This window comes from Marinobacter zhanjiangensis (assembly GCF_014651935.1).
GTDB classification, from domain to species: Bacteria; Pseudomonadota; Gammaproteobacteria; order Pseudomonadales; family Oleiphilaceae; genus Marinobacter; species Marinobacter zhanjiangensis.
The window spans coordinates 239,617-264,248 of record NZ_BMXV01000003.1; the positions used below are offsets into that span (position 1 = coordinate 239,617).

Below are 24,632 nucleotides of genomic sequence, written 5' to 3' on the forward strand. Positions count from 1 at the left end.
GATACAGAATTCCGTCAGTCAGTGTAACAGACTGTCAATATAACAACACCGACCAGATCAAACCGGAAACGGACATTCAAGTCATAAAGGTGGGCGCCATAAACCCTTTCCTCGTCTTGCCGGCCACGACGGAAGGAGGGTCTGGGGTCGTAGCTTGTCACATCTTCGATCAATCCCTTGAGGTCGGGGTAGCGCTCCGCCGGAAGGACGGCAAGCTGGGCTTGTGCTTCTGTCGTAAAGCGCACGGGCAGGCGATCCGGCGGCGCCTCTCCGGCCCATCCGACCCGAGCATCAGGCACCGAGTCGGCGAATGGCAGGTAGGGTTTGATATCGAGGATCGGCGTGCCGTCGATCAGATCGTGGTCACGAATACGCAGCAGCAGTTCGTCATCACGCCGCACCAGCCCTTCGTTGCGTACCACCGACAACCCCAGGCTGTTGGGACGGAAGGGGGAGCGGCTGGCGAATACCCCCACCTTGCGGTTACCACCGAGGCGGGGCGGGCGCACCACCGGTCGCCATTCAGCCCGCACCGCCTGATGAAACTGGAAGGTCAGCCACAGGTGGCTACAGGTTTCCAGGCCCCGAAAGGCATCCTCCCGGTTGAACGGCGGTTCGATCACCAGTTCCGCCCAGGCGTTGCGAGTCAGACCCGGCTGGCGGGGTACGGCGAACTTGTCCCGGAAGCAGGAGCGGGTGGTAGCCACCGGAGTGAGGGTCAGGGCTTCCCGCGCGGGTCTGGATGGGTGGCGTGGCACTGGCATTCCTGTGGTCAGCGGCGTATCACGTTACCGGAAAAAAACATCTCGATACGGAACAACAGAGAGGTTTCTTCCTGGAAGTCGTTTTCCCGGTCGTATTCGATGGAGGGTATAATCTCGCCGTACAACCAGTCCTGATAAAGACGGTAGCGCCAGGTGATATCAGCGAAGACGGTTTCATGTCGCCAGTCGGGATCGCTGCCACCCACTACGCCGATGCGTGGGTTCAGTTCGGAGCGGTTATTCAGACGTTTGTGGAAATCGAAAGTCTGGGCCACGTCAAAGCGGCGGTCATCGTGTTTCCATACCGCTTGGGAACTGGCCAGGAAAGACCAGCCTTTGCCGATGTCCTTGCCAAGCCTGAAGCGGGTGGAGGCACCCCAGCCGTCCTGATGGAAATAGTACACCCGCTGCCGGGCTGACAGCCGCCAGTCGGACAGACCCCATCGCCCGCGGATACTGGTCCGCCAGAAGGCGTCGGGAGGAAATCGCAGGCGCGCACCCACATCGTTGCTGAAATTGACGGTGTCGGAGATCCTGGTCAGGTAACTCAGGGCGCCAGTCGGGTCGGTGTCGGAGCGCTGGTCATCAGTGAACTGCCGGTCCCTCTGGCGTTCTTCCAGGGGGATGAGGTCCTCGCTTTCACTTTCCACCACCACCCGCAGTTTTTCTTCCGCTGTGGGCAGGTCCAGCTTGAAGCGCACTTCCGGGTCGAAGTCCGCCAGATCACTGGTGCGGGACTCCGCCGCCAGCCCGAGGCGGAGATAGCTGGCGTTGTCGGGCATGGACCGGGCGTTGCCGGAGAGAGTGCGATCAGCCCAGGCGCCGAGAGCCTGTATTCGCCGTGACTGGGTATGCTCCTGACGGATGACCCAGTTGGAGAAGGCCATCCAGTAGGAGTCTTCCGGCTCCCGCCAGAACTCCTCTGGTGTGAACGTGAAAAATTCCGGCGGCAGCTGTTCCGGTGACAGTGTTTGCAACAGCGGGGGCTCGGCCCTGGTGGAAGGGCCGTAAAGGCCGGCCAGCAGGATGATGCCGATGATTCGCCAACAGCGTCGTGGCGCAAAAGAGTAGTGCCAGCAATTCACAGGTGGTCAGCTCCGGGACAGATCCAGTAGTTGCTCGTGGAGTGTCTTCACCTCCGCCCTGACCTCATCCAGCGGTCGGTCGTTGTGAATAACGAAGTCGGCTCGTTCCAGCCTGTGTTTGCGAGGCATCTGCGCGGCGATGATCCTTTCCACCTGCTCCCGGTCGTTGCTGTCCCGACTCATGGTGCGGTCGATCTGGGTTTCCTCTGGTACGTCCACCACAATAGCCTTGCGTACCAGCGTGTACTGGTCCGTTTCCAGTAACAGGGGTGACACCAGCAGTACGTAGGGCAACTCATAGTCGGCGGGCTGCAGCTGGCTGGCCAGTTCGTCGCGAATGGTGGGATGCAGCAGGCCCTCCAGCCACTCGCGCTCACTGTCGTCCCTGAACACGATGGTCCGCAGGGCGGCGCGGTCGAGGGTGCCGTCGGATTGCAGAATCCCCTCACCGAAATGCCTGGCAATCTCTGCCAGTGCCGGTGTGCCTGGTTCTACCACTTCACGGGCGACGATATCGGCATCGACCCAACGCACACCGAGGTCGCCGAACATTGTTGCTACGGTGGATTTGCCGCTGCCTATACCGCCGGTCAGTCCGATCACTACAGGGTTGCCCATCGATACCTCTTTATTGGTGGTGGGGATAGCCCCCTCCGCTCAGTCCTGGCGGGGTCGTGTCAGCATGGAAACCTTGCGGATTCTGCCACGGACCCCTTGCCGGTTGCACGAATGTTCGGAGCTATTTCAGCCGGTTGAGAACTGAATCGGCGATATCCCTGGTATCCCGGCGGGTGCCGCCGTTCTGGGCCAGGTCGGCGGCGACGGCGTCGTACAGTTCGCGGCCGGCTTTGGCCAGCAGTGGTTCCCGGCGGCCCAGCCACTCCAGCATCCGGGCCGTGGTGAACAGCATGGCGGTGGGATCGGCCAGGCCCTGGCCCGCGATGTCCGGGGCGCTGCCATGGGTGGGTTCGAACATGGAGGGCATGTCCGGGTCGTCCGGATTGAGGTTGCAGGACGGGGCAACCCCCATGCCTCCCGACAGCACGGCGGCAAGGTCCGTGAGAATATCCCCCTGCAGGTTGCTGGCGACCACCACATCGAAGGTCCAGGGCGCCTGTACAAACTTCATGCAGGCTGCGTCGATCAGTTCGTGGTGGGTGGCGACATCCGGGTAATCACGGGCGATTTCCTCGAATACCTCGGTATACATGTCGCCCCAGTAACGCAGGGCATTGCGTTTGGTGATCACGCATACCTGACTTTCACATAGCTTGCCCCCACGGCCGGGGAATTTCCGCTGCTTGCCATCACCGCGCCGGGCCTCGGCTCTCAGACGGGCCTGCTCGAAACCGTAACGAATAATGCGTTCAGCGCCACGGCGGGTGAATACCTCCATCTGCGTGGCCACCTCATGCTCGGTGCCCTGGCGCAGGCGGCCGCCCTGGCCGACGTATTCACCCTCGCTGTTCTCCCTGATAACGAGCATGTCGATATCCCGGGCACGATCGTCGGCCAGGTACTGTCTGGCGCCCGGCAACAGTCGGGCCGGGCGTTCACAGACCCACTGATCAAAGCCCTTGCGCATCTGCAGCAATGGCGCCAGGGAAACACTGTCGGGCAACAGGTAACGCTCCGGGTCGTCCATGGGCCCAGGATCGCCCAGGGCACCCAGCAGGATGGCATCGTACTGCTCAAGCTGCGATAACGCGTCTTCCGGCATCACCTCGCCATATTGCTCGTGCCAGGCATGGGAGGGCCAGGGGAAGCGGGTCCATTCGATGGGCAGCTGGTGCTTCTCCCGCAGTGATTCCAGGCAGTGAACCGCTTCTGATACCACTTCCGGACCAATCCCGTCACCGGGCATGACGGCGATGCGCAGGGTTTGGGGCATAGGGGCCGCTCCTTGAACGAGAATTTACAGATGTTTGCAACCGGGTGCCCGGCAACCGTGTACCTTGATAACAGCACGGAGCATGGGGCGCCGGGAACACAGGACATTGTAGACATGCCGGCGGGTTTCGTCAGTTTTTCAGTACATTTACGTAACTGCCGGGCGTGTCTATAGTGAAATTCGGTAGTAAAGTAACACTCTATTTATCAGGTCACAGGAGCAGATGTGGAGCGGCCGGACATATTGTTTGATGAATCTTATTGCGACCAGTGCGCCTGTGGCGAAGGTCTGGATTTCCAGTTTTCGTTTGCTTTCCAGCCCATTGTGGACTCGACCGACGAGAGCGTGTTTGCCTATGAAGCTCTGGTCAGGGGGCTTCAGGGTGAAGGGGCCTGGAGTGTGCTGTCGCAGGTGACCGAGCGCAACCGGTACTCCTTTGATCAGATCTGCCGGGTGAAGGCCGTCAAACTGGCGTCGAAACTGGGTATGGATACCATGCTCAGCATCAATTTCATGCCCAACGCGGTCTATAAGGCGGAATACTGCATTCGAACCACCCTGGCGGCCGCGAAGAACTATAATTTCGACACCCGCAAGCTTATCTTCGAGCTGACTGAGGGCGAAGACCTGTCATCAACCGACCACCTGGTATCCATTATCAAGGCCTATCAGGGTATGGGGTTCAGTACCGCTATTGATGATTTTGGTGCCGGGTTTTCCCGCTACAACCTGATGACCGCGAGTCCGCCGGATTTGCTCAAGCTGGACATGGGGCTGATTCGCGATATCGACCGTGAACCCAACAAGCAGGCGGTGGTGAACGGCATTATCACCATGATGTCCGAGCTGGGTGGCCGGATCGTGGCCGAGGGCGTGGAAACGGTGGAGGAATACGCCTGGCTGAAGGGACGCGGTATCCGGCTGTTTCAGGGATACCTGTTCGCCCGGCCCGGGTTCGAGACACTACCCCGACCCTATTTTCCCGATGTCGGATAAGCTGGAGGCAAGCCTGTGTTCTATCGCCTGGTGACCCTGGTCGGCGGCGTCCTGTTTGTCGGGGCGCTCTACGGATTGATCTGGCTTTTGTGCCGCTGGTTTCTGCGTCATCATCATGTTGTCGACCAGCTTGACGAGCGGACCACCGAGCTGGCCACCTGGACATTCAGCGGCGCCTGTCTGGGCCTGGTGTTCGCCGTGTTTGGTGCTTTTGTGCTGGGGCCCTGGGCTTTCTATCGCACTGTTCGTGCCCACGACGTGGGGGTGTCCGACGGCGCCGCCGTCTGGTGGGGATTGGGAGTGGTCTTGTTGGCGCTGGGTCTGACCGGGGCGGGCTTCGCCGGCTTCCTGTGGCTGGTCGGCGTGTTTTGAGTTTCCCCGGCTTCAGTCTGACAGCTGCGGTTGTGCCTGGCGCTCCGCCGTCACGGCATGGAACTGTTCCCGCAGCCACAACAGCGCGGGTTCCTTCTCGTAGGCACGGTGCCAGTACAGGTGAATGTCCACATCCGGCAGTCCTTCCGGGGGGTTGAGGATGCAGGTGTCCGAACGTGCCGCGATTTGCCGGGCATAGCCTTCCGGCATGGTCAGCAGCAGGTCTGATGTCTCCACTACCTGACAGGCTGCGTAGAAGTGCTGGCAGCGCAGGCGGATCTGACGCTGAAGCCCCAGACGGGACAGCTCGAAATCCTCGATGCCGGGCCCCTCGGTGCGGGAAGACACCAGGATGTGTCGTTCCTGCAGGTAGTTTTCCATGGTGAGTTTTTTTCCTGCCAGCCGGTGGCCCTTCCTGGCCAGCACCACCAGCCGGTCCTTGCGCAACTGTTCATGGGCCGTCTGGTCACTGATCGGCAGCAGCACATCCACCGCGAAATCCAGTTTACCGGCAGCCAGCAGGCTCTCCATGTCACGGCGCGCGATACGCTGGCTGTTGATCTCGATCTCCGGGTAGCTGTTCAGCCGTGTCACCAGTTGTGGCAGGAAGGTGGATTCCAGTACATCGCGCAGGGCGAGGGCGAACGTCTTGCGATTGCTGGCCGGGTCAAAAGCGTGAAACTGGTTGACCGCGCTGTGAATCTGGTTGAGCCCCGGGCGCATGGATTCCACGAAACGGCGGGCCAGTGGTGTCGGCACCATGCGATTGCCCTGACGGGAGAAGAGCGGGTCGTCGAAATGCTCCCGCAGGCGGGCCAGAGAATGGCTGACGGCCGGCTGGGTGAGATGAAGCGCCCGCGCGGCCCGGGTCAGGCTACCCTCCCGATAGATGGTGTCGAAGACATGAAGGAGGTTAAGATCGAGTCGGTTCGAGGCCATGGACAGTTCCCCGGGTAATAAGCCTGGATTATGGTCAGAAATCAGAATAATTCAGTCGTGTAATAGTATACAGGCCGATAGACTGGCTTGTTATGAAAAATTTGGTGCAATCGGAGGACTTTGAGTCGTGGCAACTATCCACCTGATCCGTCATGGCCAGGCCAGCTTTGGTGATGACAATTACGACCAGCTGTCAGCGATCGGCTGGCAGCAGGCCCGGGTTCTGGGCCAGTGGCTGGCCGGCAAGGTCCAGCCTGACGTGGTTATTGGTGGCGACATGCAGCGCCACCGGGAAACCGTGGAGGCCATCGCCAGCGGCTACCGGACGGATTTTCCGGACATGCAGGTTGCCAGCGGCTTCAATGAGTTTGATCATGCCGCCGTGGTACACCGGCTCAAACCGGAATGGGCAGACCGCGAGCGGATGCAGGCGGATCTGCAGACGGCGGAAAAGCCCGCGAAGTTTTTCCAGCAAACCTTTGTCAAAGCGGTTGATCGATGGGCCAGCGGTGACTACGACAGCGAGTATCCGGAAACCTGGCTTCAGTTCAAGACGAGGGTACAGCAGGCCCTGGATGATCTGGTCGACTGGGCCAATGGGGGTGAAGTGTTTGTTTCCACGTCCGGTGGCCCGATTGCCGTGATTCTGCAGAGCCTGCTGGGCATCAGCGACCAGAAGACCCTCGGCCTCAACGAAGTGATCGCCAACACCAGTGTTACCCGGGTGCTGTATTCCGGGCGCCGCCGCAGCCTGGCGGTCTTCAACAACTACAGTCACCTGGAGGCGGAAGGCCCTGAGATGGTCACTTTCCGCTGAGAGGAAACCGGCAACGAATCAAAGGAGCGCATCATGAGCAAGAAGAACCTGTTTGACCTGCAGGGCCGGGTCGCCCTGATTACCGGCGCCAGCCGTGGTATCGGCGAGAGCGTCGCACGCCTGCTGGCGGACAATGGCGCCCATGTCATCGTCAGCAGCCGCAAAATCGATGGCTGTGAGGCCGTGGCCAGCAGTATCCGTGACAATGGCGGCAGCGCCGAGGCTGTAGCCTGCCACATCGGCGAAATGTCTCAGATCGAAGCCATCTGGCAGCATATCCGTGACCGGCACGGCAAGCTGGACATCCTGGTGAACAATGCCGCCACCAACCCGTACTTCGGCAAGATCGAGGAGACCGATCTCGGCGCGTTCCAGAAGACCGTTGACGTCAATATCCGTGGTTATTTCTTCATGTGTGCCGAAGCCGCCAAACTGATGAAGGAGAAGGGCAACCAGGGCACAATCGTCAACGTGGCCTCGGTCAATGGTGTGACGCCGGGCATGATGCAGGGCATCTACTCCATCACCAAGTCCGCCGTTATTGCCATGACCCGTTCCTATGCCCGCGAACTGGGCCCGGACAATATCCGTGTCAACGCGCTGCTGCCGGGTCTGACGGACACCAGATTCGCCAGTGCCCTGACGTCCAACGACAGCATTCGTGACCGTGCCCTGGAGCACATCCCCATGCACCGGATGGCGGACCCGGACGAAATGGCCGGCACCGTGCTGTACCTGGTGTCGGATGCATCCAGCTACACCACCGGTACCTGTGTGAATGTGGACGGTGGTTACCTGACTGTCTGAGCAACAGGCATGAACGCAAAAAACCCCGGCAGGACCGGGGTTTTTTGTGGGCGTGCTCCGGGATTACTGGATGTCGGCCTGTGACAGGGCCGTTCCCGTGGGCGGGTTAGCGTGCAGCGAATACAGTACCTTGTCGAGCACGGACTGGCCTTTCCAGGCGGGAGCGTGGTTGATGATGCCCACCACTGCCCAGGTGGTGTTGTTGTCGTCCCGGGTAAAGCCGGCCACGGAGCGCACGTCCTGCAGTGACCCGGTCTTGATACGGCCCATGCCTTCCATGTCCAGATCCCGCAGTCGCCGGGCCATGGTGCCATCCATTGCTGTCAGCGGCATGGAGGTCATCAGGTCCGAGCGGTACGGGCTCGACCAGGCGTTGGTAAGAATGGACGATAACTGGCGTGCGGTCATGCGGGCATGGCGGGACAGGCCGCTGCCGTTGTCGATTACCATGCCCTTGGTGTTGATGCCCTTGCCCTCGAGCCAGTCATAGATGGCGCGGATCCCGGAAACCCGGTCGTCATTGTCGGCCACATGCCGGTTCTCGGCGCCGATGGTAATCAGCAGCTGCCGGGCCATGACGTTGCTGCTCCACTTGTTGATGTCGCGAATCATGGTGACCAGGTCTGGCGAGGTGGTGCTGGTAACCAGCCGGCTGTCGGCCGGGGTGACGCCCTCGCGCCAGCCGCCGGTGATGGTGCCCCCCAGCTCCTGCCACAGTGACTGGATAATCTCGCCGCTGTACTGGCCATGGGGCAGCAGTGACACGTAGGTGGTGGTACGGCAGCCGATGGGTAATTCGCCTTCCACTGTCAGCGTGACATTGCCCTGGTTGTCGAAAACCGGTTTCCAGTTGAACTGTCGCCGGCTCGGGCAAGGCCCTTCCCTGGTGGCGGTAATACGGTTGTCGATGCTGACGGATGCCAGTGACGGTGTCGCCCAGGCCTGGGTGCCGCGCTCGTCCGCGCGCACCTGCAGGTGCAAGAGATTCATGTTCAGCAATACGGGAGATGGTTCCACCAGGAACGGACGGTGTGGGTTGTTGCCGTTGTCATTGAACCTGGGCAGGCCTTCCGGCAGCGCGAATACCCGACCATCCAGCACGATGTCGCCGTCAATCCGGCTGACGCCCATGGCCCGGATTTCCCGCATCACCACCCACAGGCGCTCGATGGTCAGCTTGGGGTCACCCCCGAAGTGAACATAGAGGTTGCCCTTCAGGGTGTCGCCCTGGAAGTCGCCGTCGGTGTAGAAGTGGGTGGTCCACCGGTAGTTTGGCCCGAGAATTTCCAGGGCCGCATAGGTGGTGAGCAGTTTCATGATGGAGCCGGGGCTCATGATGGTATCGGCGTTGATGAACTGCTCGATGCCCGGGCCGTCGAGGGGTATGGCAGCCACGCTGAGACCATTGGTGTCGTCGAAGGAGTCCTGGGCAAAGCCCCGGACCTGGGTCCCCCATACGCGCGGCTCGCCCTGGATGCCTTCAGCCGCGGTGGTGAGCGGCATTGCGAGAAGCGCGGTGGCAATTACTCCGGCGCTCAGGGAGCGGGCAAGGCTGGTTGTGAACGATCGAGTTTGCCGCATTCCACAAGGTTCCGTTCTGTTGGTGTTGGAGCTTCGCCAGCGTATTGTTCTTGGGCGCCCTGGGCCGATTCCGGGAAGTGTGCGCGGCTCCTGACAGAGCCGTGTGTTTCGCGGAACAGGAAGTAAATGAACAATAGCTCATTTTCTGCGTCGCGACTATGTTCTGAGCCTATACATAACGTTAAAAAATGACAGCAGAGTGGCGGAATTAAAGAAATTTTGTGACAGCTGGTAACGGAATGTGTGGGCGGGGGCTGCTCCGGTGTACGGGGATTGCTAGAATATTGCGGTGGTAGTTTTACCATGTATTCGAAAAATCAAGAGGTTGGGGTGGATGCTGACAGGGCACTGTTTGTGTGGCGAGATAACATTTGAATACGATGGCCCGCTGGGACCCGTGGACCTTTGCCATTGCCGTCAGTGTCGCCGGGCACACGGCAGTGCATTTTCCGCAAGCGCGCCGGTGCAGAAGGTGCATTTCCGCTTTACCGGCGGCGAGCATCGCGTTACCGAATACGAGTCACGCCCCGGCAAATATCGGGCATTTTGCAGCGTCTGCGGCAGTCAGCTGTACAGCCGGCTGGATGCCATTCCCGGCGTGCTGAGATTGAGGGTGGGGGTGATCAACGAACCCCTGGGCAAGGGGCCCGCCGCCCATGTGTTCACGGGCTCCAAGTCGGACTGGTTCACCATTACTGATGACCTGCCCCGGTTCGAGAAGACCGAAAGGACCAACGACCCTCACTGATGCGGGCCGCTGCTGCGTCACTTTGCAGGCATGACACGCAGCACCTTGCCGTCAGAATCATCGGTCAGCAACCACAGGTGACCGTCAGGCCCCATGCTGACCGCCCGGATGCGCTCGCCCAGGTCGGTCAGCAGGTCTTCCTCGCCGGTAATCTCACGCCCATCCAGTTCCAGGCGAACCAGTTTCTGCATCTTGAGGGCACCCACGAACAGATCCCCCTGCCACTGTGGAAAATCATCTCCGGTGTAAAACGCCATGCCCGAAGGGGCAATGGACGGATCCCAGTAGTGCAGCGGCTGGGCCATGCCTTCCTTGTGGGTCTGGTCGGTGATGGGGGTGCCGTTGTAGTTGATGCCGTAGGTGATCACCGGCCAGCCATAATTGGTGCCCGCTTCGATGACATTGACCTCGTCCCCGCCCCGTGGGCCGTGTTCATGGCTCCATAGTTCGCCGGTTTCCGGATGTAGTGCCATGCCCTGGATGTTGCGGTTGCCCAGGGTAAACAGGGTTTTGGAGCCGTCCTCGTCATGGAAAGGGTTTCCTTCCGGCGTCTCACCGTCAATGGTGATGCGGTGCACCCCGCCGGCATCATCGCCAATGTCCTGCGCCCGATCCCGTTCGCCCCGGTCACCCACGGCCACGTACAGATAGCCGTCAGCCGGGATCGCCAGGCGACCGGCAAAGTGCCGGCTGGTGCCGGATCTGGGCTCTGCCTCGAAGATGACGCGAAGATCGTGCAGGGCTCCGTCCCGGTATTCCGCCCGGGCGACGCGGGTGGTCATGCCCTCTGCGTTGCGATGGGCATAGCTGAGAAACAGCAACCGGTTAGTCTCGAAATCCGGGTGCAACAGCAGATCCAGCAGGCCGCCCTGGCCCCTGGCGGCCACGTCCGGGACGCCGCTCACCGGCTCGTCCAGAAGCTTCCCGTCCCGGATTACCCGCAACCGACCAGCACGCTCTGTCACCAGCCTGTCGCCGTTGGGCAGGAAAGCAATGGCCCACGGGTACTCCAGGCCTGAGGCGACGGTTTCCAGCCGGAAATTCCCCTGGCTGGACGTGTAGGTATCAGCAGACACCATGGTCAAGGGCATTATGGCCAGTGCCAGGGTAGTGGCTATCCGGAGTTGTCGCATAACTGGCTCCTTTGGGTGCGTTGCAGTGGGTCAGGTGCCCGAATCAATATTGCAAATGATAATTAATATCATTAATATGGGGGGTGTAGATCCCGATACTTTGATATCTACAGGATCGTCCAGATGGCAACAAGGAGGCAAGCATGTTCGAGCATGAACTGAAAGAAGGGCTCAAGATTGCCGTGGTGGCCGGACTGTTTATTCTGGTCCTGGCCTCGGTGGTGGCGTTGGCGGGCACCCGTGTGTGACACGCTCCGGTCTGCCCTCGGTGCGGTGGTGAACCAGCAGGGCTTGTTGACACGTAGGAGTGGGTGTTGAAGTCAGGCTCACCAGGCCTGATGGTGTGGGTGTGCCATACTGGGAATGTCACCCCGGTGACACCTTTTTACACGGAAAGCGACAGGAGACGTTCTATGTCAGATCATCACGTGTACAAGAAGACCGAAGTGGTAGGCTCCTCGAAAACCAGCATTGAAGAGGCTATCGACAATGCACTGGCGGAGTGTGCAAAGAGTATTCGCAATATGGAATGGTTCGAGGTTACCGAGACCCGTGGCCATATCGAGAATGGCAGGGTGGGCCACTATCAGGTCAGTCTCTTGGTGGGCTTCCGTATTGAAAACAGCTAGTCCTTTGGGTATTTCGCGATCAGCGGCGGTGATGCTTCTGCAACCACCGGTCCAGTTGATCGGCGAATTCCTTGCGGTCCTGTTGGCTGAAGGCTGACGGGCCGCCTGTCACCTCTCCCGCACTGCGCATTTCCTCCATGAAGTTCCGCATGGCCAGGCGCTGGCGGATGTTATCCCGTGTGAACGCCTGCCCCCGGGGGTTGAACACATCCGCACCCTGCTCAATGGCCTCTGCCGCCAAGGGAATATCCTGGGTGATCACCAGGTCGTTATCGGAAAGCTGAGCCATGATTTCATTATCGGCCACATCAAAACCCTGGGCCACCTGCCGCGCCTTGATCCAGGGGCTGGGTGGCAGTTTGATGACGTGGTTGGCGATAAAGGTGGTCTCGATCTGCCAGCGGATGGCCGCGCGGCAGAGAATGTCGCGAATGGGGACAGGGCAGGCGTCGGCATCGACCCAGATCGGCATGGCGTTGGCCTCGGTACAAATGATGGCGGGATTTTACCCGGCTGACAGCCGTAATGGTACCCGGTAATCCGTCCGTAGCCGGGCAGGGTACAATTATCATGAACAGGCATTGGGAGCATCGCGCATGACATCAACAAGGTGGTTTTCAATCGGGCTTGCGCTGGTACTGGTGTTTGTCTTGAGGCCGGCCATTGCCGACGAAACCGAGGCCTGGCAGGCATTGCGTGACGGGCGTGCGGTGTTGATGCTTCGCCATGCCCTGGCGCCTGGCACCGGTGACCCGGCGGATTTTGATCTGGAGGACTGTTCCACTCAGCGCGACCTGAATGCCCGGGGACGTGAGCAGGCCCGGGCCTGGAAAAGTCTGATGTCCCGCCACGGTATCGACAGGGCCCGGGTCTATACCAGCCAGTGGTGCCGCTCCCGGCATACGGCAGAAGAAATGGGGATAGGGCCGGTGACCGAATGGCCACCCCTGAATTCCTTCTTCGGTGGCCAGGGTGATGGCGAACGGCAGACTCGTCAGACCATCGCGGCGGTGAATGCGCTGGACGAAGGTCTGCCGGTGGTGTTGGTTTCCCATCAGGTCAACATCACTCGGCTGACCGGAGTTTATCCATCGTCCAATGAAGGCGTGATCCTTTCGCTGCCGCTCTCGGAATCACCGACGGTATTTGCCCGGGTAAGCCCCTGAGTGGGTGATGAGACGATACAAAAAAGCCCGGACGAACCGGGCTTTTGCCTGCATCAATGCTGAGAGTTACAGCGTCTGCAGAAAGTCGTTAATGGTCTCGCGCTGATTGCTGGCGTCTTCGCTGGTCTGGAACACCAGGCTCTGGTCGTGACGGCTGAGATTCAGGGCATCCGCAAAACCGCAGCTCACTTCGGAAATCTCCTTTACCTGCTGCTTGAAGCTGGCATCGCTGAGGCAGAGGTACTCCATTTCCGCCGCCACCTGGCCGCAGTAACCGGTAATATTCAGGTTGTTGAGCTGATCATTGGTCAGCGCCTCCCAATCCACGCTGGTCGACACCGGGCTGCCACACACCTTGCTGGCCGAGTCGTCAATGTCGGCCAGGGCAGCTTGCTGGCGCTGCACGGCCTTGGCCCGGTCGAAACGGGCCAGCCCGGCCTGCCTGCCCTCGCCCATCTGCTGTTCATATTCCGCCACCAGTTCATCCACGTTGATTGCAGCGCTGCGTTCCTCGTCGGCCTTGATGGCATGGGGCTCCTGCTGGCCTGGAATATAGGCCGTATAATCCGTGGGCGACCAGTAGGACTGGGCATAAACCACCAGCGAGCGTTGCTTGCCATCCACTTCGGCCCGGTAGGCGCGACCATCATTATCGCGCTGTTCCACCTCTGCCAGCATGACCACACCATCCAGTGGGTGGTTCAGTCCGGTCAGCTTGATCAGTGCCTGGCTGTTATCGGCAGTGGGAGCAACAATGGCCTCCAGGCCGTTATCACCAACGAGTGCCAGCGGGTTATCCCCCAGCTCCAGTGCGGGGGTTGACAGTGACAAAAGCGCAAGGGCTATGGAAGTAAAAGCGGTGGCTAGGATCCGGGCCATGGATGTTAAGTCCTTGTGTCCTGTTGAGTCAGTGTCCGGTCAGGGAATTACCCAGACGGAACACCAGGAACGGCAGGTAGCTTCCTACCGCCGGCTGATTCTGGTGCCATTACCTGCCATACACAAGACGTTAGAACATAACGTCTCATTTACTAGCTGGGAGCGAGAACTGTGTCTCGTTTTCGTTGATCAATCTTTCATCATCGACTAGAAACTAAAGATGTACAGCAGATTCTGTATCCCATAACCGCCGATGTGATCCACCGGCCATTAACCAACAGTCAGCGTAACCCGACGGCCAAAAGCCGGGCCCGTTACGGTGTGAGGAGACGGGGATGAAACAGCGTCACAACTTTACCGTGGTGAGCTCCCGCTACCTGGATGAGGCCGGGCTGCCACTGGATGCCCTGCCTGAACTGGCGTCAGATTCGGCGCGCCTGCTGGATGCCTATCGCAACATGGTGCTTGCCCGCACCCTGGACCAGAAAATTATTGCCCTGCAGCGAACCGGCAAGTGCGGCACCTACCCCTCGGTGCTGGGCCATGAGGTGATCGGCACTGCGGTGGGGCAGGGCATGGGCCACCATGACGTATTCGTGCCCTATTACCGGGACCAGGCCACCCAGCTGATCCGCGGTGTCACCATCGTTGATCTGCTGCTCTACTGGGGTGGGGATGAGCGGGGCAGCGCCGGCTGGGAACGCTGTCCCCAGGACCTGCCGGTGGCTGTACCCATTGCCACCCAGTGCTGCCACGCCGTGGGCATTGCCGCAGCCATGCGCATCCGGGATGAGAAACGGGCCGTGGTGGTCACCCTGGGAGACGGCGCGTCCTCGAAGGGGGATTTCCTGGAGAGCCTCAACCTGGCCGGGGCCTGGCACCTGCCGGTGGTGTTCGTGGTGGTGAATAACCAGTGGGCCATTTCCACCCGCAGAGGCCTGCAGACCGGCAGTGAAACCATCGCCCAGAAGGCCATCAGCGGCGGTCTGCCCGGCCATATCGTTGACGGCAATGATTATTTCGCGGTGAGCGAGGCCGTCGACCATAGCCTGGACCGGGCCCACGGTGGCAAGGGTGCCTCCCTAATCGAAGCGGTCACCTACCGTCTGGGGGATCACACCACCGCCGATGATGCCACCCGTTATCGCAGCGCGGAGGAACTCAAGGCCGCCTGGGAGCGGGACGGCGTCAAGCGTTTCCAGAGTTACCTGCATCAGGCCGGGCTGTGGGATGCGAGCCAGGAGAAGGATTTACAGGCTCACTGCAAGGATATGGTGGACAAGGCGGTCCACGTCTACCTGGAGACTTCCCCGGAACCGCCCACCGCCATGGTGGATTACCTGTTCGAGACCCTGCCGACAGCCCTTGCTGGCCAGCGGGAAAGACTTGCCCGGATCCGGCAGGGAGGTGCGGCATGAACGCCTCGGTGGAGAAAGCCATCAACCATGAGGACGGCTCTGGAGTCAGTCGTGATGTAACCCTGGTGGAGGCCGTCAATATGGCCCTGGCCCGGGAAATGACCAATGACGACAGTGTCGTGGTGCTAGGGGAGGATGTTGCCATTAATGGTGGCGTGTTCCGGACGACTGCCGGCCTGCAGGAGCGCTTCGGCTACAAACGCGTGATGGACACGCCCCTGGCGGAAGCGCTGATTGCCGGCACCGCCGTGGGTATGGCGACCCAGGGCCTGAAACCGGTGGCGGAGTTCCAGTTCATGGGCTTTATCTACGCCGGCCTGGAACAGATCATCAGCCACGCCGCGCGCATGCGCAACCGCACCCGTGGCCGGCTGCATTGCCCCATCGTCTACCGGGCGCCCTTCGGCGGCGGCATCCACGCCCCGGAACACCATAGCGAAAGTACCGAAGCCCTGTTCGCCCATATTCCCGGCTTGCGGGTGGTGATTCCCAGTTCACCACAACGGGCCTATGGCCTTTTGCTGGCGGCTATCCGCAATCCGGACCCGGTGATTTTCCTGGAACCCAAACGCATCTACCGGGCCGTCACCCAGACCGTAAAGGACAACGGCGAGTCCTTACCCCTGGACAGCTGCTTCACCCTGCGGGAAGGAGACGACGTCACCCTGATCAGCTGGGGCGCTTCCATTATGGAGACCCTGCAGGCCGCCGATCGGCTGGCGGAACAGGGTGTATCGGCGGAGGTGATCGATGTGGCTACCATCAGCCCGCTGGACCGGGAAACACTGCTGTGCTCCGTGGCCAAGACCGGCCGCGCCGTGATCGTCCACGAGGCCTGTGGCAACGGCGGTTTCGGTGCGGAAGTGGCAGCCAGCATCGCCGAGGGCGCCTTCCTGGACCTGCAGGCGCCGGTGGTCAGGGTCACCGGCTACGACACCATCATGCCCTACTACCGGAATGAGTCGCACTACCTGCCCAGGACCGGGGACATCGTCCAGGCCGTTGAGGAGGTGATCTCGCTATGAAGTACTTCAGACTGCCCGATCTGGGCGAAGGCCTGCCGGAAGCGGAAATCGTGGAATGGCACGTCAGGGTGGGGGACACCGTTGAGGTGGACCAGACCCTGGTCAGCGTGGAAACCGCCAAGGCCATTGTGGAAGTACCCTCGCCGGAGGCCGGGGTGGTCGCCAAACTGTTCGGGAAGGGGGGCGATATCATCCATACCGGCGAGCCCCTGCTGGGGTTTGAGGGAGAGGGTGACGACAGCGGTACCGTGGTGGGTGAACTCAAGGGTTCCGACCGGCACGGGGAAGGCAGCCGGGAAGATCAGTTCATCATCGGCGCCGCCCCCTCCAGCAAGCGGGCAAGGGCCAACCGGGCCACCCCGGGGGTACGGGCGCTGGCGGAGCGCCTGGGAGTCAGTCTGGAGGCTATCAAGGGCAGCGGCCCCGGCGGGCTGATCACCAACGACGACGTACACCGCCAGGCCAGTCACCAGAAACAGCTTGGCGAAGCGGAAGGCCTGAGGGGGCCGAGGCGCACCATGGCCAAAAACATGGCCCTGTCCCACGCCCAGGTCGTGCCCGTCTCCATCTTCGAGGATGCCGATATCCATGACTGGAAGGCCGGCACCGACATTACCATGCGCCTGGTGCAGGCCATCGCCAATGCCTGCGAGGCCAGCCCGGCCCTGAATTGCTGGTTCGACGGCGACAACCTCAGCCGCCGGCTTCTGGATGAAGTCCATATCGGCATTGCTGTGGACACACCGGATGGGCTGTTCGTACCTGTACTGCGGGACGTCAACCACCGCACCCTGAAAGACCTGCGCAAGGGTCTGGAGAACCTCCGCGAAGCCGTTGCCACCCGCAAGATACCGCCAAAGGAAATGCAGGGTGCCACCATCACCCTGTCCAACTTCGGCACCATGACAGGCCAGTATGCCAATCCCATTGTCAGCCCGCCCCAGGTGGCCATTGTCGGCGCCGGCAAGATCCGGGAGAAGGTGGTGCCACACAAGGGTGCACCCGCGGTAAGGCGGATATTGCCACTGTCTGTGACCTTTGATCACCGGGCGGCAACGGGTGGCGAGGCGGCGCGGTTTATGGCGGGGGTAACAGGGGCGCTGGAAGCTGACCCGTAAAAAGGAGTCCGCGCGTTACGTCGGGTAGAGGTGCTTGAATATCAAACAGAACCAGCCATAGTAAAAGAGCAGGTGGTGGAGGCTTCCGTAGCCGGAACCTGTATCTTTGGTGAAAACGTGGTTGGCCGGAGCCCCGCAATGGTTAGCAGGAAAAAGTCTGAGAGCGGTTACCTGATACGGGAAGCCGTCGAAGGTGATCTGACCGTGCTGGTGGAATTTCTCGCCAAGCTGGCCCTGCACGTGGCGGGTGCGCCACCTCATAGCCTGAAGGATGATGAGCGGGAGCGCCTTCTTGCGGTATTGCGGTCGTCCCTGAACGATGGCAATAAACAGATCCTGGTGGCGGAGGTGCCCCGGGAAGGTCTGGTTGCTATGGGCTATATCTATATATCGCGCAGTCAGGGGATCTGGGAACAGACCAGCCATGTGGAGTTCAGAACAGGATTCATTGATGATGTCTGGGTGGAACCGGAATTCCGCAAGCTGGGGATTTTCCAGGACCTGCTGCGGGAACTGGTAGCGTTCGCGGAGAGCCATGGTGCCGGTGAGCTGGTGCTTGAGTACGCCGCGTCGAACAGGGAGGCCCAGGCGGCCTGGACCCGGTTGGGCTTCAAAACCACAGGGGTACGGGCAGCGGCATTCACCAGCTCGGTGCAGGAAGCCCTGGCCAACCGGCCTTGAGGCCGGCATTGTTACCGAATCAGACGCTCAGGGCGCAAAGGAGGCTGGAGTGTTAGGTGATCGAACGGTTAATGTCTTTTACGATGATGTCATGCTGGGCCACAATCCCGAGGTGGATCTGCCTTTCGTCCCCAGCCGGGTGGAAAAGCGTGTCCGGCACATCCTGGAGGGCCTGGATTTCAAGTGGAGTTATCCGGAGCATCCGGGCCGCCTGACTGCAATCACCGAATACCTTGAACAACATCCTGTTCCCGGTGTCCGGTTCACGTCAGGCGCCCCCGCGACATACAACCAGCTCGCACGGGTGCATACCACCTCCTACCTGGATCACTTCCTGTCACTGTTTGGCAAGAGTGCCTGGGTCGACTCGGATACCACTGCGGTCTCCCCCGACAGTGTCAACGCCGCTCTGGCCGCTGCCGGAAACGCCATTGCGGCTGTAGAGAGCGTGGTCAACGGTGAATGTCAGAGTGCGTTCGCGCTGGTGCGTCCACCCGGTCATCACGCAGAGCCGGTCAGGGCACGTGGCTTCTGCCTGTTGAATAACGTGGCAGTGGCGGCAGCCCATGCCCAGGCGAAGCTGGGATGTGAGCGAGTTCTGATCATCGATTGGGACGCGCATCATGGCAACGGAACCCAGGATATCTTCTGGGCAGACCCGGACGTCCTGTTCTTCGATACCCATGTTGCCGCGCCCTTTTATCCGGGTTCCGGATTCCTGGAAGAGGTCGGCGCCGGATTCGGCGAGGGCTACACCATCAATGTCCCGCTGCCTGAGTCAGCCGGCGACGTCGCCTTTGAAAAAGTGTACCGCGACATCCTGGTGCCGGCCGCCGAGTACTTCAAGCCGGACCTGATACTGGTCTCTGCGGGATTCGACCCCCATCGTAATGACGTGGCCCTGAACCTGACCTACGACGGCTTCAAGGTTATTACCCGCATCATTCAGGAGATCGCCGACCAGCATTGCGATGGCAGGCTCGCGCTGGTGCTGGAGGGCGGCTACAATCTGACCTCCCTCGCCCGTGGTGTCCACGCCGTGCTGGAAGTGCTTGCCGGCGGAGACATACCGGAATTGCTGGAAACGGGCGTGAAGGAAGCGGAGGAGGCTGCGGCATTCCACCGTTCTGCTTTCAGTGATAACGACTGACAGGAGTGCATGGTCCTCCTTCTGAGGCCAGGGTGCGTCACCCATTTCGCGAGACGTCCGCTCAGGACTTCATTTTGGTCTGATATCTGTAGCCTCTGGCGGGCTTTGTGTGCATCGCTTGTACTCCTAAACTGTTGGTTTGGAGAAGTAGCGGAAGTGTTGCGACTTGCTGGTCCGGTTATCACCAATCCAGAGCTGAATGACCGGGATGGCGCAGCTCCTGGTCCGTCGACACTGGCCTCAGGGCGGGCGTAAATGCCCACCTGCACAGGGCTTTGGGCAGTCCCGAAGCCAACACGGATACGAATGCATAGGAAGGCGATACCTCAGTGAGCACAGCTAACGAATACCAGGCGCTGAACGATACCGTGATTTCAAATGGGTTTTGTGTAGGGTGTGGTGCCTGTGCCGTGCCTGAAGAGAGCCCATTCCATATGGCTTTGAATGAGTACGGGCAATACCAGGCAGTATTGCCTGCTGACAGAGTGTTTGCCAGAACATCGTTTGATATTGAGAAGGTTTGTCCGTTCGGATCCGGATCCGCCTCTGAGGATCAGATCGGGAAGGACCTGTTTGAAGAACACTGCAGTTACGACTCCCAGGTCGGCTATTATCAGCAAGCCTATGCCGGGTACGTGACAGAAGGGACGTTCCGGGAGCGTGGCAGTTCCGGTGGGATGGGCACCTGGATTCTCAACGAACTGCTGGCCAAAGGCTATGTCGATCACGTCATTAACGTGCGCTCTGACGTTGGCGGGAGTGTGGATAGCAATCTGCTGTTCGGTTACACCATCAGCAGTTCCCTCGAGGAAACACAGTCAGGGGGGAAGTCGCGATACTACCCGATAGAGTTATCCCGGGTTTTGCAAAAGGTCCGCAGTACGCCCGGGAGATACGCCGTTATTGGTCTTCCTTGCTTTATCAAGAGTGTAAGGTTGCTGCAGCGGCAAGATCCGCTTCTCGCCGAACGCATCAGATTTTGTGCCGGCCTGGTGTGCGGTCACCTCAAGAGCACCCGGTATGCAGATAGCCTTGCCTGGCAGATGGGGATTGCCCCGGAAAAACTTGAATCCATTGATTTCCGGGTAAAAAATCCAGAAGCACCGGCAAATCGCTACAGCACCTCTGTGACCAGTGATGATCGTCACGAAGTCGTTCCGACGAATAAGCTTTTTGGTACGGATTGGGGCGCAGGTGCCTTCAAGTATAAGGCCTGCGACTTCTGTGACGATGTGTTTGCAGAAACTGCCGATATCGTTCTGGGCGACGCCTGGTTACCCGACTACGTCGAGGATAGCCAAGGCACCAATATCATTGTTACCCGGCATCCTGACATTCAGGAAGTCATAGAGAACGCCCGCAACGAGGGTCGGCTGGTATTGGATGATATAACCATAGCGCAAGCTATCCAGTCACAGGATGCCGGCTTACGGCACCGGAAGGTGGCGATTTCCTACAGATTGTTCCGTGAACATCGTAAAGGTTCATGGGTACCAACCAAACGAGTGGCACCCTCGAAAACACTGAAGCCCCGATATGAACAAAAAAGACAGAGGCTGAGAGTAGACCTCAGGATTCTGTCACACAATGCTTTTGTCACTGCTTTGAAGAGGAACGATTTCGAGGCTTATTTGAACTCGATGCTCCCTGTTTACCGGGAATATAAAAAACACAGCAGTTCTCTGATGAAGCGGTCGCTGTTGCTTTTCAAGCGCATCGTCAAGAAGTTTGTTCGAGTGGTGCCCGGCGTTCAGCGCTGATTCAGGTATCAGTCCTGGCTAAGCCCTTGGGTAACCCAGGCTTGTCCGGACATAGCCGAGAAGCTCGACAATATCCAGTCGGGTTCGTCTGATGGATAACGAAAAGAACAGATAAAGAGCAGCACCCAAAGTGCTGAAAACAAGCAAAGCGTAAACAGGATTCTGTGGCTCGTACACGAGTCGCAGCGCGTACAGTAACAGGCCGGTGATGAGACCGATCAGCAGGCTCGGCACCAGTGCCCGAAGGTGGTCGAAAATGGTGATCGGCAGGAATCGGGTGGAGTAGAGCAGGAACAGGGGCATGCGAATAAAGAAACCGGAGATGGCGTATGCGATGACGATACCCATGACACCCCATACAGAGCCGACGGCAACGAACACCAACAGAATAAAAAAGGTAATGATTTTCCATTTCAGCAGGGCTTTCGATTCACCGATTGATACCAGGCTGATAGCGATAAAGGTAGTTATCGGTTCGACCACCGAGAAGGTGGCCAGAAGCTGGAAAAGGATTACCGCGTCGTCCCAGCCATCACCCAGCAGAATGGCCACCAGCCAGTCGGCAGTGACCACCATGACCAGAGTCACGAACACGGTAGTCAGCGCAATTTTGCCCGCTAGCGAAATAATTGCAGATCGCAGGCGGTGCTCGTCTTCCGCTACCCGGGCCAGCGCCGACTGGAACACATTGAATACCGGGGGCAAGAGCTGTTTGGAAGGAATGGATGTCAGTTTGAAGGCCCGGTCGTAGAGGCCCAGAGGCTGAGCACCTCCCACCAGGCCAATACCAAAGGGGGTGATGTTGGTGGCGAAGTAGCCCACAAAGTTGGCGCCGGTCAGATTCATGCCGAAGCCGAGCAGGGAACGTACCCCGCTTCCCCGGGATATCCACCCCGGCGTCCACCGGGCAGCGAGCCATCGCATGATGCTCATGACTGTGATGGTGGCAATCTGCTGGCCCACCAGAGACCAGTAGCCAAATCCATACCAGGCCATGCTAATGGCTACACAGACGCCGACCAGGTTGGCTACCACCTCAATAACCGCGAGGGCCTTGAAGTTCATTTGCCGCTTGAGAATGGCCTCATGCTGTACGGATAGTCCACCAATCAGGAAGAACAGGCTCAGCGCACACATAATCTCTATGATCCGATCTTCGCCATAGATCAATGCCACAAGTGGCGAAGCGGCAATATAAATCAGGCCCAACAGAAAACCCAGGCCGACATTGGTCCAGAACAGGTTGGAAACCTGCTCATGGGTAATATGCGGTCGCTGTATCGTGGCCATAGACAGGCCGCCTTCCATAAAGGCGAGGGCAAGACCGGTAAAAACGGTGACCATGGCCACCAGGCCGAAATCTTCGGGCTGCAGCAGGCGGGCCAGGACGGTGATCGATATGACCTGGAAGAGAAGCTTCAGACCCTGTGCCGACACTGTGAAGCCGACACTGCGCACGGAGTGGTTCTTGAGGTTCCCCTCAAGGTGCTGGTTCGAGAAAGTATGATCAGTGTTGGTCGACAAGGTAAGTCCGTTTTGATCGTCTCTGAAAACGAATACCGCAGGCCGACTCCGGGCCTGCAACTTTTTCACCAAGGATATGCCGCCTTTGCTTCACGGGCGTCAATCACGACAACAAGAGTATCGTTTGGGCAGGTCGTTCGCCCACTTAACAGATGGCAATAAAATAACACAGGTTGACCGGGCGACAGTGCAAGCTGGCTGGTGAAGGCGCTCAGACACTGTTACATGCATCCGGGGTGCCAGCTCAGTGTCACTACCGAACTGGAACGCTGGCGTGAAATTCAGCAATTCCTTGCCGATACCTCATTCCCTTGGCCAGGACAGCAAGGGCCGGAGCGCCGGAGTTTAGTCAAGGTCAACCTGTTCGCCGAATGCGCGGATCTTCGATTCATCGCGGATATCTGAAACCATGCGACGAAGCGGTGACCTGTGGTAAGGAGAGCACTGAAATGGTGCTCAGTGTTCCCGAAAGTGGCATAAGACAGCAATGGTTCAGGCTCGCTACTGTGGTTAGATCGGGGATCCGGGAAGCCGTATCCGGGAAGTGGCGGTCAGTCTGTTTCAGAACCGTACCTGTCCGGGATTGCGGTCTCTTACGATACACCGTCATTCCTGCGTTCGTTTTCCCGTCGACTGGGCGCCCCTCATGGTAATCGTTTAATGCAGGACAGTGTTGGCAAGGGAGTTGCTGCATCAATACCACCAACCCATTGCGGGCTTTGCCGATGGATAGCCGCCCCACTATTGCCCGACGGGCAGCTGAGCGGCTGGCGGACAGGGCTATCAAATTGGTGGCGCGGTGAATGGGTTCGAAGAATCAGCCAATGCCGACGACGTGGTGTTGGTGACCATGGGAAACCCGATACAGGAAGAGTGGGTTCTCGCTTACCGTGATTAAGTGACTGATTGATGCGAATCTTGATTGTGGGGGTCAAATACAGTGCCAATCTGGGTGACGGCGTTATTGCCTGTTGCCTCGAAGGCGCGTTACAGGAGCGGTTTCCCGCCGCCGAAGTGGAGTCACTGGATTTGAGTGGCAAGACCCGTTTTGGTGGTCATGGTATCGGTCGGCGTAGCTCTCTGCTCAATCAGTGGCTGACCAGCCTTCCGGGGCGTATCCGGTCCCTGCTTGCCTCGTCGATGCATGTTGTCGCATCCCGACTGGTGCTGAGGCAAAGGTGGCTTGAGCAGGTCGCAACCGCAGACGTCATTGTTATTGGTGGTGGCCAGTTATTCGACGACCGCGACCACTACTTTCCCAGCAGGATCGGGCAGGTTCTGGATATCGCACGAAGCCGGGAAATTCCGGTCTGTTTGTTTGCGGTGGGGGTGACCCATGCCATGACAAGGCCGGCCCGATACTCTTTTGCCCGGAGCCTGCAACGATCGAGGCTTGAAGGTATATGGGCTCGTGACGCGGCGTCCCTGTCGAATTTCAAACGTTTTTTCCCGCGCTTCGATCCGCACCTGTGCCGCGACCCAGGCTTCCTTTCCCACCTTTTTTTCGAGGCGTCACCGCAGAACTCCGTTGAACCGGCGCCCCCTTCCAAACCCAGGATTGGCCTGTGTATCACCAATCCAGTGACACTGCGTCCGCTCAGCGGCTTACCTGGAGGCTGCCAACTGGATGCCCACTTTTACGCGGAATTGATCGCGGGCCTGGATGAAGATGGTATGGACTGCGTGGTGTTCTGCAGCGGGCTTGAAATGGACCAGGCGTTTGTTGGCGAGGTGGAAGCGGTCTGCCGCCGACATTTCCCCCGGAGTGGTCAGCGCGTGTATTTTGCCGAGCGACTGTTGTCCCCGGATCAGATGGTGAGTCTGATCTCATCTCTTGACGGGGTTGTTGCGCAGCGGATGCACCCGACAATCGTGGCGTATGCGTACCGGGTACCTCATGTCGGGCTTGGCTGGCACCGGAAGCTGGAAAGCTTTTTTACATCAGTAGGGCGTGACGCATTCCTGATACCGCCTGATCAACATGAGCCGGCTCATGTCCGGCAAACCCTTCACCGGGCGCTGGAGGCACCGATCAGCGAAGAAAAGCATGCCGAGACAACCGCTGAAACCCATGAAGGCTTCCAGGCGCTTGCAAGCGTTATTGAGCAGACGCAACTGGCATCGGCGCGCAGGCACTGACAAGTTTCTT

General features: G+C 59.4%; 24 protein-coding genes. 14 read left to right on the forward strand and 10 right to left on the reverse strand.

Annotated features, from left to right (window positions below; genetic code table 11):
• Positions 1-14: 14 nt before the first annotated feature.
• From tsaA to IE079_RS07830, 4 genes are all read right to left on the reverse strand, one after another.
• Positions 15-758 carry a tRNA (N6-threonylcarbamoyladenosine(37)-N6)-methyltransferase TrmO gene (gene tsaA, locus IE079_RS07815; protein WP_227712380.1) on the reverse strand — a complete coding sequence of 248 codons (744 nt, stop codon included), beginning with the start codon at positions 756-758 and terminating at the stop codon, positions 15-17.
• Between the two features lie 14 nt (positions 759-772).
• Positions 773-1,849: a hypothetical protein gene (locus IE079_RS07820; protein ID WP_227712381.1), complete on the reverse strand. Its 1,077-nt coding sequence runs from the start codon at positions 1,847-1,849 to the stop codon at positions 773-775.
• 6 nt (positions 1,850-1,855) lie between these two features.
• Positions 1,856-2,467 carry a dephospho-CoA kinase gene (coaE, locus tag IE079_RS07825; protein ID WP_189575162.1) on the reverse strand — a complete coding sequence of 204 codons (612 nt, stop codon included), beginning with the start codon at positions 2,465-2,467 and terminating at the stop codon, positions 1,856-1,858.
• 121 nt (positions 2,468-2,588) lie between these two features.
• Positions 2,589-3,740: an isocitrate/isopropylmalate dehydrogenase family protein gene (locus tag IE079_RS07830; RefSeq protein ID WP_189575164.1), complete on the reverse strand. Its 1,152-nt coding sequence runs from the start codon at positions 3,738-3,740 to the stop codon at positions 2,589-2,591.
• A 225-nt stretch (positions 3,741-3,965) separates the two neighbouring features.
• On the opposite strand from IE079_RS07830, the gene IE079_RS07835 reads away from it, so the two are divergent.
• Both IE079_RS07835 and IE079_RS07840 read left to right on the forward strand, forming a co-directional pair.
• Positions 3,966-4,736 (forward strand): EAL domain-containing protein, encoded by a 771-nt coding sequence (locus tag IE079_RS07835; protein WP_189575166.1) that lies wholly within the window; start codon positions 3,966-3,968, stop codon positions 4,734-4,736.
• A gap of 15 nt (positions 4,737-4,751) precedes the next feature.
• The gene (locus tag IE079_RS07840; RefSeq protein WP_189575168.1) at positions 4,752-5,108 is read left to right on the forward strand and encodes a hypothetical protein; all 357 of its coding nucleotides are present in this window, start codon (positions 4,752-4,754) and stop codon (positions 5,106-5,108) included.
• 12 nt (positions 5,109-5,120) lie between these two features.
• Here the strand turns inward: IE079_RS07840 and IE079_RS07845 are convergent, their stop codons facing one another.
• On the reverse strand, positions 5,121-6,047 hold the full coding sequence (locus IE079_RS07845) for a LysR family transcriptional regulator (RefSeq protein ID WP_189575171.1): 927 nt from the start codon (positions 6,045-6,047) through the stop codon (positions 5,121-5,123).
• A 127-nt stretch (positions 6,048-6,174) separates the two neighbouring features.
• Between IE079_RS07845 and IE079_RS07850 the strand changes: the two genes are divergently transcribed.
• On the forward strand, positions 6,175-6,864 hold the full coding sequence (locus tag IE079_RS07850; RefSeq protein WP_189575172.1) for a histidine phosphatase family protein: 690 nt from the start codon (positions 6,175-6,177) through the stop codon (positions 6,862-6,864).
• A gap of 33 nt (positions 6,865-6,897) precedes the next feature.
• A complete protein-coding gene (locus IE079_RS07855; RefSeq protein ID WP_189575175.1) occupies positions 6,898-7,671 on the forward strand; it encodes an SDR family oxidoreductase in 774 nt (257 codons plus the stop codon).
• Positions 7,672-7,734: 63 nt separating this feature from the next.
• On the opposite strand, the gene dacB is transcribed toward IE079_RS07855, so the two are convergent.
• Complete coding sequence (gene dacB / locus IE079_RS07860) at positions 7,735-9,252, reverse strand: D-alanyl-D-alanine carboxypeptidase/D-alanyl-D-alanine endopeptidase (RefSeq protein ID WP_189575176.1); 1,518 nt, start codon at positions 9,250-9,252, stop codon at positions 7,735-7,737.
• Positions 9,253-9,586: 334 nt separating this feature from the next.
• Between dacB and IE079_RS07865 the strand changes: the two genes are divergently transcribed.
• Positions 9,587-10,000 (forward strand): GFA family protein, encoded by a 414-nt coding sequence (locus IE079_RS07865; protein WP_189575178.1) that lies wholly within the window; start codon positions 9,587-9,589, stop codon positions 9,998-10,000.
• Between the two features lie 17 nt (positions 10,001-10,017).
• Here the strand turns inward: IE079_RS07865 and IE079_RS07870 are convergent, their stop codons facing one another.
• Positions 10,018-11,091 (reverse strand): PQQ-dependent sugar dehydrogenase, encoded by a 1,074-nt coding sequence (locus IE079_RS07870; RefSeq protein ID WP_265013634.1) that lies wholly within the window; start codon positions 11,089-11,091, stop codon positions 10,018-10,020.
• Positions 11,092-11,546: 455 nt separating this feature from the next.
• Here IE079_RS07870 and IE079_RS07875 point away from each other — a divergent pair, with 455 nt between their 5' ends.
• The gene (locus IE079_RS07875; protein WP_189575183.1) at positions 11,547-11,762 is read left to right on the forward strand and encodes a dodecin; all 216 of its coding nucleotides are present in this window, start codon (positions 11,547-11,549) and stop codon (positions 11,760-11,762) included.
• Between the two features lie 19 nt (positions 11,763-11,781).
• On the opposite strand, the gene IE079_RS07880 is transcribed toward IE079_RS07875, so the two are convergent.
• Positions 11,782-12,234, reverse strand: coding sequence for a YaiI/YqxD family protein (locus IE079_RS07880; RefSeq protein WP_189575185.1), 453 nt, complete (start codon positions 12,232-12,234; stop codon positions 11,782-11,784).
• A 124-nt stretch (positions 12,235-12,358) separates the two neighbouring features.
• Here IE079_RS07880 and IE079_RS07885 point away from each other — a divergent pair, with 124 nt between their 5' ends.
• Positions 12,359-12,928: a histidine phosphatase family protein gene (locus IE079_RS07885; RefSeq protein ID WP_189575187.1), complete on the forward strand. Its 570-nt coding sequence runs from the start codon at positions 12,359-12,361 to the stop codon at positions 12,926-12,928.
• 66 nt (positions 12,929-12,994) lie between these two features.
• Here IE079_RS07885 and IE079_RS07890 read toward each other — a convergent pair whose 3' ends face one another.
• Positions 12,995-13,807 (reverse strand): hypothetical protein, encoded by an 813-nt coding sequence (locus IE079_RS07890; RefSeq protein WP_189575189.1) that lies wholly within the window; start codon positions 13,805-13,807, stop codon positions 12,995-12,997.
• A gap of 335 nt (positions 13,808-14,142) precedes the next feature.
• Here IE079_RS07890 and IE079_RS07895 point away from each other — a divergent pair, with 335 nt between their 5' ends.
• From IE079_RS07895 to IE079_RS07920, 6 genes are all read left to right on the forward strand, one after another.
• Positions 14,143-15,225 (forward strand): thiamine pyrophosphate-dependent dehydrogenase E1 component subunit alpha, encoded by a 1,083-nt coding sequence (locus IE079_RS07895; RefSeq protein ID WP_189575191.1) that lies wholly within the window; start codon positions 14,143-14,145, stop codon positions 15,223-15,225.
• Positions 15,222-16,250 carry an alpha-ketoacid dehydrogenase subunit beta gene (locus tag IE079_RS07900; protein ID WP_189575193.1) on the forward strand — a complete coding sequence of 343 codons (1,029 nt, stop codon included), beginning with the start codon at positions 15,222-15,224 and terminating at the stop codon, positions 16,248-16,250. The genes IE079_RS07895 and IE079_RS07900 overlap by 4 nt, the downstream gene beginning before the upstream one ends.
• Complete coding sequence (locus IE079_RS07905; protein ID WP_189575195.1) at positions 16,247-17,368, forward strand: dihydrolipoamide acetyltransferase family protein; 1,122 nt, start codon at positions 16,247-16,249, stop codon at positions 17,366-17,368. The genes IE079_RS07900 and IE079_RS07905 overlap by 4 nt, the downstream gene beginning before the upstream one ends.
• Positions 17,369-17,506: 138 nt before the next feature.
• Entirely contained in the window at positions 17,507-18,049 is a 543-nt protein-coding gene (locus IE079_RS07910) for a GNAT family N-acetyltransferase (protein ID WP_189575198.1), read from the forward strand.
• A gap of 49 nt (positions 18,050-18,098) precedes the next feature.
• A complete protein-coding gene (locus tag IE079_RS07915) occupies positions 18,099-19,199 on the forward strand; it encodes a histone deacetylase family protein (RefSeq protein ID WP_189575201.1) in 1,101 nt (366 codons plus the stop codon).
• 329 nt (positions 19,200-19,528) lie between these two features.
• Positions 19,529-20,959, forward strand: coding sequence for a Coenzyme F420 hydrogenase/dehydrogenase, beta subunit C-terminal domain (locus IE079_RS07920; protein ID WP_189575203.1), 1,431 nt, complete (start codon positions 19,529-19,531; stop codon positions 20,957-20,959).
• 18 nt (positions 20,960-20,977) lie between these two features.
• Here IE079_RS07920 and IE079_RS07925 read toward each other — a convergent pair whose 3' ends face one another.
• The gene (locus IE079_RS07925) at positions 20,978-22,483 is read right to left on the reverse strand and encodes a lipopolysaccharide biosynthesis protein (protein ID WP_189575205.1); all 1,506 of its coding nucleotides are present in this window, start codon (positions 22,481-22,483) and stop codon (positions 20,978-20,980) included.
• Between the two features lie 909 nt (positions 22,484-23,392).
• Here IE079_RS07925 and IE079_RS07930 point away from each other — a divergent pair.
• On the forward strand, positions 23,393-24,622 hold the full coding sequence (locus IE079_RS07930; RefSeq protein ID WP_189575206.1) for a polysaccharide pyruvyl transferase family protein: 1,230 nt from the start codon (positions 23,393-23,395) through the stop codon (positions 24,620-24,622).
• The last annotated feature ends 10 nt before the right edge of the window (positions 24,623-24,632 follow it).